At 53.4% G+C, this 12,681-nt stretch carries 12 protein-coding genes and 1 tRNA gene; 8 read left to right on the top strand and 5 right to left on the bottom strand.

The genetic code is table 11. The features are described 5' to 3' along the window. Positions 1-33 precede the first annotated feature (33 nt). A complete protein-coding gene (rpe, locus tag O2597_RS06055) occupies positions 34-699 on the top strand; it encodes a ribulose-phosphate 3-epimerase (protein ID WP_269523365.1) in 666 nt (221 codons plus the stop codon). Here rpe and O2597_RS06050 read toward each other — a convergent pair. Beyond that, positions 696-1,484, bottom strand: coding sequence for a nitrilase-related carbon-nitrogen hydrolase (locus O2597_RS06050; protein ID WP_269523364.1), 789 nt, complete (start codon positions 1,482-1,484; stop codon positions 696-698). The genes rpe and O2597_RS06050 overlap by 4 nt on opposite strands. A gap of 96 nt (positions 1,485-1,580) precedes the next feature. Between O2597_RS06050 and O2597_RS06045 the strand changes: the two genes are divergently transcribed. Then, entirely contained in the window at positions 1,581-1,988 is a 408-nt protein-coding gene (locus O2597_RS06045; protein ID WP_269523363.1) for a helix-turn-helix domain-containing protein, read from the top strand. Between the two features lie 60 nt (positions 1,989-2,048). Here the strand turns inward: O2597_RS06045 and O2597_RS06040 are convergent, their stop codons facing one another. From O2597_RS06040 to O2597_RS06025, 4 genes are all read right to left on the bottom strand, one after another. Next, on the bottom strand, positions 2,049-3,941 hold the full coding sequence (locus O2597_RS06040; RefSeq protein WP_269523362.1) for a bifunctional lysophospholipid acyltransferase family protein/GNAT family N-acetyltransferase: 1,893 nt from the start codon (positions 3,939-3,941) through the stop codon (positions 2,049-2,051). Next, positions 3,931-6,969 (bottom strand): ATP-binding protein, encoded by a 3,039-nt coding sequence (locus O2597_RS06035; protein WP_269523361.1) that lies wholly within the window; start codon positions 6,967-6,969, stop codon positions 3,931-3,933. Before O2597_RS06035 ends, O2597_RS06040 begins: the two co-directional genes overlap by 11 nt. A 62-nt stretch (positions 6,970-7,031) precedes the next feature. Then, complete coding sequence (locus O2597_RS06030; protein WP_269523360.1) at positions 7,032-7,385, bottom strand: DUF1318 domain-containing protein; 354 nt, start codon at positions 7,383-7,385, stop codon at positions 7,032-7,034. Between the two features lie 29 nt (positions 7,386-7,414). After that, positions 7,415-7,651: a hypothetical protein gene (locus O2597_RS06025; RefSeq protein WP_269523359.1), complete on the bottom strand. Its 237-nt coding sequence runs from the start codon at positions 7,649-7,651 to the stop codon at positions 7,415-7,417. Positions 7,652-7,813: 162 nt separating this feature from the next. On the opposite strand from O2597_RS06025, the gene O2597_RS06020 reads away from it, so the two are divergent. From O2597_RS06020 to O2597_RS05995, 6 genes are all read left to right on the top strand, one after another. Then, positions 7,814-7,890: transfer RNA gene (locus tag O2597_RS06020), tRNA-Val, on the top strand. 48 nt (positions 7,891-7,938) lie between these two features. Next, positions 7,939-8,412, top strand: coding sequence for an acetolactate synthase small subunit (ilvN, locus tag O2597_RS06015; RefSeq protein ID WP_269523358.1), 474 nt, complete (start codon positions 7,939-7,941; stop codon positions 8,410-8,412). Between the two features lie 62 nt (positions 8,413-8,474). Continuing rightward, on the top strand, positions 8,475-9,503 hold the full coding sequence (gene ilvC / locus O2597_RS06010; protein ID WP_269523357.1) for a ketol-acid reductoisomerase: 1,029 nt from the start codon (positions 8,475-8,477) through the stop codon (positions 9,501-9,503). 111 nt (positions 9,504-9,614) lie between these two features. Next, on the top strand, positions 9,615-10,472 hold the full coding sequence (hemC, locus tag O2597_RS06005; RefSeq protein ID WP_269523356.1) for a hydroxymethylbilane synthase: 858 nt from the start codon (positions 9,615-9,617) through the stop codon (positions 10,470-10,472). Between the two features lie 113 nt (positions 10,473-10,585). Further along, positions 10,586-12,136 carry a uroporphyrinogen-III C-methyltransferase gene (cobA, locus tag O2597_RS06000; protein ID WP_269523355.1) on the top strand — a complete coding sequence of 517 codons (1,551 nt, stop codon included), beginning with the start codon at positions 10,586-10,588 and terminating at the stop codon, positions 12,134-12,136. Positions 12,137-12,150: 14 nt separating this feature from the next. Next, positions 12,151-12,624 (top strand): peptidylprolyl isomerase, encoded by a 474-nt coding sequence (locus O2597_RS05995; protein ID WP_269523354.1) that lies wholly within the window; start codon positions 12,151-12,153, stop codon positions 12,622-12,624. The last annotated feature ends 57 nt before the right edge of the window (positions 12,625-12,681 follow it).

Raw genomic sequence — 12,681 nt, 5'->3', positions numbered from 1 at the left:
CCAAGGAAAGTTCAAACTCTAGCGTCACAGATCATGTCCAGCCCACACGAGATCATCCTCGCCCCCTCCATCCTAGCCGGTGACCATGCCGATCTAAAGAGCAGCATACGTGAAATAAAAGATGCCGGATTGGATTGGGTCCATTTGGACATCATGGACGGACACTTCGTCCCCAACCTCAGTTTTGGCCCTCAAACGATCAAGGCGCTCCGAAGCGCATCCGACCTATTCTTCGACGTCCACCTGATGCTGGATAATCCGCATCTCTACATCGACGCGTTCCTCGATGCAGGCGCCGAGCAAATAACAATTCACGTGGAACCGGACTATCCGGTCGCGGAGACGCTTGAGAAAATTCGAGCCAAGGGGTGCAAGTGTGGCGTGGTCTTGAATCCGGACACCGCGGCCGAGGCAGCCGTGCCCTACCTTCCCCTCTGCGATATCGTGCTGTTGATGACGGTCCAACCCGGCTTTGGTGGTCAATCCTTCAGGGAAGACGTTTTGCCAAAAATGGAGGCGCTGTCCGCCCTGCGGGAAGAAGGAAACTACAAGTTCCGCCTGGAAGTCGACGGCGGAATAGACGCCAAGACCGCAGCACCCTGCACGGCGCGGGGCGTGGACACTTTGGTAGCGGGAACAGCATTCTTCAAAGCGCCCGACCGCAGCGCCTTCATCCAGACAGTCTGCAGCAAAAGCTAATAAGTTTCCGGACGCCGGTCTTCGATACTGTTGAATGTCGATCGGGCCTTATCGAGGAGCCCTGCATCGATTTCGATAATCCCGATTTCCTCGTCCTCTCCTGCCTCAAAAAGTATTTCGCCATAAGGGCCCACGACCATGGAATGCCCGAAATACTCGACCTTTTTATTCGAGGGATCATTCCCCTCGACTCCAGTTTGATTAACCGCGATGAAGAACGACTGGTTCTCAATGGCACGCGCCTGCGCCAGAACCCGCCAGTGATTCAGACGCGGCTTGGGGAACGCTGCAGGCAGAATATGTATCCTGGCTCCTGCTACAGTTGTCTTACGGAACAACTCGGGGAATCTCAGGTCGTAGCATACCGCACAACCGATCGGACCGAAACGTGTCGAAAGAACCGACGTATGACTACCGGCTTCCACATATTGTTCTTCCCGAAATGGAGAGAACAAATGAATCTTATTATAAGAGCCGATTAATTCACCCTCTGCATCGAAATAGAGAAAGGTATTTGTCGCTTTTCCGGATGGAGATTGCTCGAGAAAAGAGCCGCATATGTCGACCCCAGCATCCTTTGCAATCTGCCCAATCGGGGAACGGTATTCCTGACGCGCATCAAGTATTCCACGGTTTGCGCGCCAATTGAAGCCTGAGGTACACATCTCTGGCAGACAAAGAAGTTCAGCCTCTCCGGAAACCTGACGTGCAAAGCCTGCGATACGTTCCAGGTTAGGCTTCACATCACCAGAATAAACTGAGTACTGGGCAACTGCTATTTTCACAATATTTTAAGTACTAATAGAAAATTCGAATCTGTTTTACATTTTAATATATTGACAGGAATTAACTTTATTCAAACAAACAAAATCCAATACATTATGGCAAAACGAACAATCAAGATAAGTATCAAGCTGCCTACTGGCATCAGCGCAACCAAAGAACTCGAAGAGAAAGCGCAGACAGCTGCTGAAGCAGCAATCGCATCTGCGGTTTCCGAATTGGCTGAAGCACACAAGCTGGCAAAGGAACTCGCCGATAAAGGCATCACAATCTCCCCGGAAGAGTTGATGAGCCGCAAGAAAACATCGGCAAAAAGAAAGTCCTCGGGGTCCAGCACGGAAAAGCGCAAACGAATCGTACTAAGCGCAGCACAACGCAAGAGCCTGATTGCCGAGCTCAAAGCCGGAGCAAAGATTGCAGAAGCCGCCGACAAGTATGGTATCTCAACTGCCACCGTTATGAATATAAAGACAGCCGCGGGCCTAACCAAGTCGCGTAGCAAGTAAGAGAGTTACAACATTTCCATCAAGCCCCTGTGCAACCGCCAGGGGCTTTTTCATGCCGGACTAGGACAACACAGACTCTTCCTGAAGTTCCGGCTGATCAACCTCCGCTGGCAAATGCTTCATAATATCACCGTAAGCGTCTTTCCCGAAATAACGCTCCAGCAAACGCTTATCTGACTTCGTTACATCAACTAGTATCAAGCCGTCGATCACATCACTGAAAGCCGGATCGACGTTAAAGCTAACAAGTACGCCATTCAGCTTCAAATAATGTCGAAGCAGCATCGGGATCCCTTTCTTATCTTCCTCAAAACCGGAAATGATCGCCGAGATCGCATCAATGGATTTAAGCGACTCGCCAATGCGTTTTAACGACATCCCGGGTATGCGCTTACGGGTTTTAGGAGGATTCCTCGGCCTGACATAGGAGGACAATTCATCGTCAAAATTATGCTCCCGAAAAAAACTCACCATTAAATCCTTCGAAATCCGGTTGTAAGCACTCGTAATGCTGACTGGTCCGAAGAGCGTACGGCAACCGGGGTGCAAAGCCATAAATTCGCCAATACCACGCCAGATCAAAGCCAATGAGGCATGTTTGCGCTGATATTGAAGACAGACAAAGGAACGTCCAAGCTCAGCAGCAGGTCCGAGCTTTCGAATAAAGCCGGACTGATAGCGGAACAAGGTGTTAGTGTAGAGGCCCGCGATACCATGCGACCGGACCACATCCTCGACGATCGCAACACGGTAGGCACCGACAATCGCATCGTTCCGATGATCCCACATGAACAAGTGCGTATAATAACTATCGAAGACATCAAGGTCACGGGCCTGCCCCGTGCCCTCCTCCACTGCCCGAAACGTTTCTTCCCTCAAACGTCCGATCTCAAGCAATACCGTCGGTATTTTTGCCGCTTTCGCATAATACACCGCAAAATGTTTTTGCCGAGCCAAACAATGCCGATCCGGCAAGGCCTCAACTTCATTGCGCAAGCGATGCTTCAACTGAGGCGGTGCCAATGGTGACAGCGCCACATGCGAATGTCCGCCTAACTGCCTAAAGGGAAAGCGCATGCCATGCACAGCTGTCCGCTGGCCCAACTCATAGGTCTTTGCTCTGAGAAAGTCGGTCGCGAGTTTCCTCGAGTCAAAGCGCGTCAGATAGTCGGGAGCAATCGGCTCCCCTATATTCACTTTCAAGGTCTGCCCACGGGCATGATAAAACTCACGCGAAAGCATCAAGGTCCGAAGCCGGGGGTGAATCAAGCCAAGCAACTGGAAAACAAAACCGTTCGAACCATGAAAATAAACCGGAAGGACCTTTGAATTGGATCGCAACGCAAGGTTCACGACATGTTTGGACCACTCCCGATCCGCGACCCCACGGCAATCCTTCTTATAACTCGAGACCTCCCCCGAAGGAAACACGCCCAAGCAGCCGCCATCTTTCAGGTGGTCAAGAGCACGCCGCATCCCAGTGATATTGGAAGCCATCGAATGCTCCGCTTCAAAAGGATCCACTTCGACAATGTGCTCCTTCAAGCCAGGGATAAGCCCCAGCAAATAGTTGCCCATCACTTTGCTGTCCGGCCTAAGCCCCTGAAGCATCGCTCCAAGGACAACACCATCGATACCTCCATAAGGATGATTGGCCACAACCAGTAAAGGCCCTTCCTTAGGAATTTTAGCATAAGCATCCGCATCGATCTCAAACTGTATCCCCATATATTTGAGGACCGACATGAAAAAATTTCCCTCGCCAACGTCTTTCGACTTCCGAAGCTCCCGTAGAAAGCGCGGGTAATGCCGATTGATTGGCCGAACGGAAAGCAAATGCCCGAGGAAAAAATCAGCCACTCCGACAAAGGCTTCGGGACAGCCCTGCTGTCGAAGAATTCCCTTCAGGTCAATCAACTGGCCGGCCTCATTCAAAGCAGATTCAGAGTGCATGAACCACAGATTTGTACGCTAGAATGAGTGACTGTTTCAGACGATGGATCTCAAGGGGCTTACTCAAGTAATCGTTCATGCCACTCTCCATGCATTTATCGCGATCATCCTCCATAGCGTAAGCAGTCACTGCGATCAGGTATTGCTCCTTCGGAGTCGCCAAGATGTCTCCCTCACGAATCAAGCGACTGATTTCCAAACCACTACGCCCAGGAAGCCGGATATCCAAAAGGATCACGTCATAACGACGCTCGCTCAGCAATTCAATCAACTGTTCCGACTCCTCGGCAATATTCGGCCGGTACCCGAGCGTCTCTAGCAGTTCCTTGATGACCCATCGGTTATCCTGATCGTCCTCACAAAGCAGGATATCCATCGGATAGTTTTGAGAAAAAGACTCGTCCAGATCGTCATCAATCCCCCCCTGAAGAGCAAAGGGACTATTGGACAGCGTACCCGCGACATAGCGCTGCAAGTCGATCTCAAACTGAAAATTCGCCCCTTCTCCGACGCGACTCTCAACCCACAAGCGACCGTTCATCCGTTCCACAAGCTTTTTGGAAATCGCCAGCCCCAAACCGGTACCACCGAATTCGCGAGTCGTCGAATAGTCTGCCTGGGAGAAAGGCTGAAAGATTCCCTCTGCCTTGGACGTCGGTATGCCACACCCCGTGTCGATGACCTCGAAGTGTAAGCGCTGGTTGAAATTATCCTCAAGCCCGCCTGCTGACGGATTCACATGAAGCGTGACCGAACCTCGACTGGTAAATTTGACCGCATTACTCGCAAGGTTCACCAAGATTTGACGGATACGGTGCGCATCACCACGGTAGAATTCATCCACTCCGGGACCGATCTCGAAATCCACTTTAAGCCCCTTATCCTTAGCGGAAGGCAAGATCGACTCAAGTGCTTCACAGACGATTTGCTCCAAATCGAACTTTCGGCATTCCAGCTCCAAGGCTTGGGATTCGATTTTCGAATAATCCAGAATATTATTAATCAGTTCAAGCAAGGCGGCACCACTTCGCTTGATAATCGACGCCTGTTCCGCTTGCGACTCATCCAGATCGCTTTGCCGTAATAAGTCAGTGTAACCAATGATCGCGTTCATGGGCGTCCGGATCTCATGACTCATCACTGCGAGAAACTCTCCTTTGGCGAGACTGGCGGCATCGGCCCGCTCCTTCGCGACACGCAGTTCCCGCTCTCGCTGACGGATGATGAAGATACCGGAAAGCCCGATCGCCAAGACGCGCACCGCATTGATCTCGCTTTCCTGCCAGACGTGAGGTCGGGAGCAGAAATCCATGGCGAGAAATCCCCTCAGACTACCATTGTACCACATGGGAATCGCGAGAACCGACTTTGTTTGAATTTCACGCAGAAGCGAAAGTGGATCCAAACGAACCGTCGCCGTATCATCGATACGGAGCAAACCGTCCTCCTCAAACGCCTTCAGCCAGCCGGGGAAATACTCTTCCATGGGCGCATGAGCCAAAGCCGGACTGGCCATCACCTGAGGGCAATTCTCATCCCTTAGCCACTCGTGGCTAGCTTGAAGCACGAGGAAATTATCCTCTTGCCTGCCACTGACGTGAAAGATGTAGGCACGATCCACCCCCAAGGCCTCGGACACTTCACTCAATGCCGAAAAGACCCCATCATCCAAATCTTCCTTCACCAGCAAGTCGGAATTTGCCCGTGCCGTCGCCATAAGCACACGGTCGCGATTCAACAGGGCGGCCTCAGAAGCCTTGCGTCCCGAAATATTGTAGGCGACCCAGACCACCCGGTCCTTCGTTTCAGAAAAGGGAGATGCCATGGGAGATACTCGAGCCTCAAACCAGTGGGTACCGAAGTCAACAGACTCAAGTGCATACTCCAGGGTACAGACACGGTCCTCCGTCAAGGCCGTTTCAATGACAGCTAAAAGCTGCCGGGAGAGGTCTCCATCAAACAGCGCACTGAGATGCTTTCCACGAATCGTTGCAGTGCTCACAATTCTGTGGTTCGCCTCAATCGCACGATTGGCGGCAAATGAATCCTGGATGATACCCGTACTGGAAAATACGAAGACGACATCCGGGAGTGCATCCGTAAAGGCCCTCAAGCGGCTTTCATTCTCGACCATTTGTGCTTCGCGCCTGCGCAACTCAGACATGACGGCAGCCAGAATCACTGATGTGAGCGAGACAATACCGATGAAGATCCAGACGCTGGCCGGGCTCTGGCTGATATAGCCACCACCATCCAGCACCGGGATCAATACCCAGGCCGCAAGCAACGCCAGCGCAAGCACACCAGCGGAGGCACCCCGCATTCCGAAGCGGACGGCCGCCCAAGCCATGATAGGAAAGATCGCCAACTCCATCGGGTAGAGCAGCACATCGGTGGGAGCCCAGTTCCGGAATGTAATGTAGCCAAAGACCAGCAAGGTGGCGAACCACAGCATCACTTCACACAAACGCCCGGAACCAAGCCGAAAACCACCTCGATGTGACCATGACACGAGTACCGGGACCGTAATAATCGCCCCGACCGAAGCCGCGAGCCAGTGCATCAGAAAGACCTCCCGGAAACCCACCTGCTCAAACTGATGTCCGGCGACGCTCAGAAGCGACACTTCCAGCAGCACACCAATAAAAGTCACGCAGATCGCACCACCGAAGAGCACAATGAGCGTATCGCGCATACGCTCCATATCGAGTTCAGCGGGAATAAACGTCCTCACAAACCGACGTCCAATACCGGCCGTAAGCGTCGCAGCCAGAGGCACACTGAAAACGACAGATAGCCCTCCCCCCGTTATGTTACCTGATAATAAGGCACCAAGGAAAACCGCAGGGAGATAGCGATATCCGCCGACCAAGACAATCCCCAGGCTCACACCGAAGACGGGTGCGAGCTGGTTGACGTTATTTTCGAGACGGGGATCCGCCAGGGAAACCGCAATTTGCGCCGAAAAGGCAACACCGAGGAGGACCAGAAGGAACTTTAGAGCAAAAAGAAAACCCCGCTTCTTCATGAAGAGTGGATGGCCGGTAGAAGATAATTAAAAGTAAGCCACATGCCGACTCGAACCGAGAACTATTCCCGGTACCAATCGCCCGATGGAGACTGTAACCAGACACGCTTAGGCGAGTTTTCGCGAATCGCCTGGGCACGCTTCGCCTGAACATCCGCCAAAGCGACACCGGTACGGTCCGCGATGATTTCATAAAATGCAAGACGATCGCGGTTCTCCTGGGATAACAGACGGCGCTCATCACGGTCCAGTACTGAGCGGGCCTCAAGCAAAGCCCGATTGTTTTCCCCGACTTTCCCCGCGAGCTTGAGCTCAACAATACTAGCCAATCGGGCATCCATCTGCTGGATCAGTTCGGTTTCGGAACCATCGGCCCGTGAGACCAGAGTCGCCCCAGGCAATAGGCAGAGAAGCAATAGAAATATTCGGAATCTGATAATCACTTTCATTCTGAGACTTCTCCTTCCTCAATCTGGTCCTTGGCGAGTTGTTTGGTTTTGGCATCCAAACCGGCAAAGGCATCGTCCAGTTCCTTCTCCAAACGGAGGTTAACATCCATGGTAATATGAATCGGCTCTATTTTATGCTCCGTCTTGACCGAAACACAACCAGGCAGGGCCCAGATGGCAACGAACAGACAGAGAACCGAATGGTAGAGGGTGCAGCTTGATCGTAGAGACATGCAAACGGGACAATTAAGTCTTTTCATACAAGTCACACACCGAGCCCAACGCAATACTTCTTAGCCCAAAACGGCCCGAAATCGAAAAAAAGTAAAATATCACCGAAAAAATAAACTTGATTCACCTCTGCTCAGAGCCAACCTCCATCACTTCACTTTTACGGACGGATAGCTCAGTTGGTTAGAGCACCTCGTTTACACCGAGGGGGTCGTGGGTTCGAATCCCTCTCCGTCTACCATGCCTCCCAAAGCGTCGCCACGCATCAGCGGGGCGTTCTTTTTTTACAATGCGTCACATCATCTCTATCCTCGTCGAAAACAAGTTCGGAGTACTTGCGCGGATTGCCGGCATGTTCAGCGGCCGTGGCTTCAATATCGAAACTCTGAATGTAGGCCCGATGACGGACGAGCGTTTTTCCCGGATCACCGCAACGATCATCGGCGATAGTGATGCGCTGGACCAGGCCATCAAGCAAGTGAACAAGTTGATCAACGTGCTTGAAGTGACCGAATTTTCCAGTGGCCAGGCCACCGAACGGGAAATGTTAATGCTAAAAGTAAGTGCCTCTGCCGGACAACGTTCCGAAATCATGCAGGTGTGCGACATTTTCCGCGCCAAGATTATCGATGTGGCCCCGGAAACCGTAAACATTGAGATGACCGGCAATGCCAACAAGGTTACGGCCTTCCTCAATTTGGTCGAACCGTACGGAATCATCGAGATGGCCCGCACGGGCAACCTCGCACTGAAGCGTGGTTAATCCTTCCCCTCATTTCTGCAATTAACCCGGCCCAAAGCCTAATTTAATCCACAGACAAAACTATGCCTGCAAAAGTATACACCGACAAGGACGCCGATCTGCGTGTCCTCAAAAAGAAAACTCTGGCAATCATCGGTTACGGCTCCCAAGGCCACGCCCATGCACAGAACCTGAAGGACAGCGGCCTGAATGTAATCATCGGCCTCTATAAGAAGAGCAAGTCCGTAAAGGTGGCCCAAAGCCAAGGCTTTGAAGTCTATGAGACTGCAGAAGCGGTCAAGAAGGCCGACGTCATCATGCTGGCAGTGCCGGACATGAAGCAGCCTGAAATTTACGAGAACGACATCCTCCCCAACCTCGAGAAGGGCAAGACTCTGGCTTTCACGCACGGTCTGGCCATTCACTTCGGCTTGATCGAAGCTCCCAAGGGCATCGATGTCATCATGGTCGCCCCGAAGGGCCCGGGTCATGTGGTTCGCAGCCAATACGTAGAGGGCAAGGGCGTCCCTGCCCTGATCGCAATCAACAAGGGCTCCTCCAAGGATGCCAAGAAGGTTGCCTTGGCATGGGCCAAGGGTGTGGGCGGCACACGCGCCGGCGTCATCGAAACAACTTTCAAGGAAGAGTGCGAAACCGACCTCTTTGGTGAGCAAGCCGTGCTTTGCGGCGGCGCTTCCGCACTGGTTCAAGCCGGTTTCGAAACTCTCGTTGAAGCAGGTTACCAACCCGAGATGGCTTACTTCGAATGCTTGCATGAGCTGAAGCTGATCGTCGACCTGATGGTCGAGTCCGGCATCTCCGGCATGCGTTTCTCCATCTCCGAAACGGCTGAATGGGGCGACTACATCTCCGGACCGCGCGTCATCAACGCCTCCTCCAAGAAGGCAATGAAGGCGATCCTGAAGGACATCCAAACCGGCAAGTTCACCAAGAACTGGGTGAAGGAGTACAAGGCAGGCCTGCCGAACTACAAGCAGTTCGTCAAGGACGGTCAAAACCACCCGATCGAAAAGACCGGTCAACGCCTCCGTTCGCTCATGCCGTGGGTCAAGAAGCGCAACATCAAGGGCGCTCAGGCAGCTTACAACTAAGCCTCGGCTGATATTTCAAAGAGAGCGGTCGTCGGCACCTCCGGCGACCGCTTTTTCATGCACAAAGGAGAGGCTTTACGCCCACGAAGAAATACCAGAAGATCGAGAACTATGGCTCCCTCACCCACCCTCATCGCGACCCGAAAAAGTCCGCTGGCGCTCAAACAAACCGAAATGGTGCGTGCCTGGCTGGCCGAGAAGCTGCCGGATGCGTGTTTTGAGGACCTGCCACTTAGCACCAAGGTGGACGAGCGCCTGAGTTGGTCGCTCGAAAAGCGCGGGGGGATCGGCCTCTTCACAAAGGAACTGGAAGACGCATTATTGGAGAACCGGGCCACACTGGCAGTGCACAGCGCAAAGGACATGCCGACCAGTTTCCAGCAGGACCTCGTAATCGCCGGCTACCTGCCTCGAGCTCGGGCAAATGACGTACTGGTACACAAAACCGGCAACCCGCTCCCACAGAGCATCGCTTCCAGCAGTCCGCGACGACGTGCCCAGGTCGGCCTGCTTCAGCCACAGGCCGAATGGACCACGATCCGTGGCAATGTGGCCACCCGCCTACGCAAGATCGTCGAAGGCGAAGCCGAAGCCACACTTCTGGCCGCCGCGGGTCTGGACCGTCTCGGAATTGAAGGCCATGAAGGTCTCGAATTCATGGAACTTCCCATCGAGGAAGTCGTTCCAGCTCCGGGACAGGCAGCCGTCGCCATCCAATGCCGCGAATCGGAGTTATCGAAGTACGAGCACCTTTTCTGCGAACAAACGAAACTGGCGGTTAGCTTGGAGCGCGCCTTCCTACGAAAACTCGGAGGCGGTTGCCAGACTCCTGTCGGCGCCCATTATGCCGGAGGCAGCTTTTATATTTTCCATCCTGAAATCGGCCACACCAGCTTCGAATTCGAAATTGAAACGCTCTCCGATATCGACGGCGTACTTTCCGCAATTTTCAGTGACCTGAAACTTTAGCCTACCTGTCATCAGCGTCACCGCTGGCACTACCAACAAAACGTAGCATCCGGTGTCTGGCGGATGATTTTAAAACTACTTGATGTCCATCTAACTCCTGTCTTCTTGGAAATATGTCTGAAAACGGAAAAGTCTATCTCATTGGCGCAGGCCCCGGTGATCCGGGTCTGGTGACGGTGCGTGCCCGCGAGCTGCTTGAGTCAGCTGATGTCATCGTTTACGACTATTTGGCCAATAACAAACTCCTGGAATGGACGCGACCGGACGCGGAGAAGGTCTACGTCGGCAAAAGCGCCGGCCGCCATTCGATTCCGCAGGACGAAATCGAAGAGATCCTAGTCGAGCGCGCCCAAAAAGGCCTCCAAGTCGTACGCCTCAAGGGAGGCGATCCCTTTGTGTTTGGCCGAGGCGGCGAAGAAGTCCGGGAACTGGAAATGGACCAGATTCCCTACGAGATCGTGCCGGGAGTCACCGCCGCCCTCGCCTCTGCAGCCTATGCGGGCATTCCGCTCTCACACCGGGATTACAGCTCCTCAATCACCTTTCTCACCGGCCATGAAAACCCGGAGAAACACGAGCTCCATATCGACTTCCGGAATTACGCGAAAGGCAAGGGAACACTGTGCGTCTACATGGGTATCGGGCAACTGCCCCGGATTGTAGCCGAACTCAAGGAAGGCGGGATGAATGGCACCACTCCCGTCGGCATCATCGAATGGGCCACCCTGAACCGCCAACGCTCGGTTTTCGGGACAATTGACAGCATACTTTCAGACCTGGAAGCCTCGGGCATCGGGGCACCCGCCATGGTTATTATCGGCGAGGTCGTGGGCAAGCGCGCCAAGACCGAATGGTTTGAAGGTCGTCCGCTGTTCGGAAAACGAATCGTAGTCCCTCGCGCACGCCAGCAGGCCGGCGAACTGACGCGCATGCTGGAAGAGAATGGTGCGGAGGTCATCGAGCTCCCCTTCATCGAGATCGTACCCGCTTTTGATGCGAAACTGGTCAGTGAGATCTTCGCGGGTATCGCAGTCTACGAATGGATCATATTCACCAGCGCGAACGGCGTACGCCAGTTCTTCGAACTTTTCTACAAAGCATACGAAGACATCCGCTGTCTGGGCCCGATGCGTGTCGCCGCAGTAGGTGCCGCCACAGCCCGGGAAATTGAAAAACATCGTATCAAAGTCGACCTGATTCCGAAAAAAGCCAATGCCGATGCGCTGGCAGAAGAACTGATCGAGCAGGAAGGCTTGGAAGGCATCCAGGTACTGGTAGTCACCGGCAATCTAAACCGCGAGGGTCTGGTCAATACACTGGAAACGGAGGGGCGCGCGATTGTCGACACCCTTCCACTCTATGCCACCCGAAAGGCAAAGCTGGCCGAGGATCCAGTGGCAACCGACATCCGCAAGCGCGGAGCCGACCTGGTGCTCTTTACCAGTTCCTCCACAGTCCGTTCCTACGTCGAGCAATCCAAGTACCTGCAAGCGGAACCGGGCGCGAGCAAGGCGGCCTATGCAAGCATCGGCCCTCAAACCAGCAAGACCCTGAAGGAAAACGGACTCGATATCGCCTTTGAAGCCTCAGAATCTAGTCTCGACCACTACGTCAAAGACACTATTAGCTTCTTTAAACAAACAACAGATCCAAAACAGCACTAACCTACACATACACAATGGCCAACGTCATCCTCGAAACCACCCAGGGCAGCATTGAATTCAAGCTCTACGAAGACATTGCACCGAAGACCTGCGAAAATTTCACCACCCATATTAAGAACGGTTACTACGACGGAATCGTCTTCCACCGGATCATTGAGGAATTCATGATTCAAGGCGGCGACCCGACCGGAACCGGCCGCGGTGGCGAATCCATCTGGGGTGAACCCTTTGAGGATGAATGCGCGCGCGACCTGCCCTTCGACCGCCCCGGCCTGCTCGCCATGGCCAACGCCGGCCCAGGCACCAACGGCAGCCAGTTCTTTATCACCACCGTCCCGACCCCTTGGCTGCACATGCGCCACACGATCTTTGGCGAGGTCGTCAATGGCATGGATACCGTCGACAAACTCGAAAAGGTTTCCAAGGGCCCCGGCGACCGTCCGATCGAAGAACAAAAAATCATCTCGGCCAAAGTGGTCGAGTCCTAGGCACCGCCCGAGTACATAATTTTCATGGCGGCTCGCGTCTGCGCAGCCGCCTTTTTA

Origin of the sequence: Coraliomargarita parva (genome assembly GCF_027257905.1) — a bacterium.
GTDB lineage: Bacteria > Verrucomicrobiota > Verrucomicrobiia > Opitutales > Coraliomargaritaceae > Coraliomargarita_A > Coraliomargarita_A parva.
This window is presented reverse-complemented; position numbering and strand designations above follow the sequence as displayed.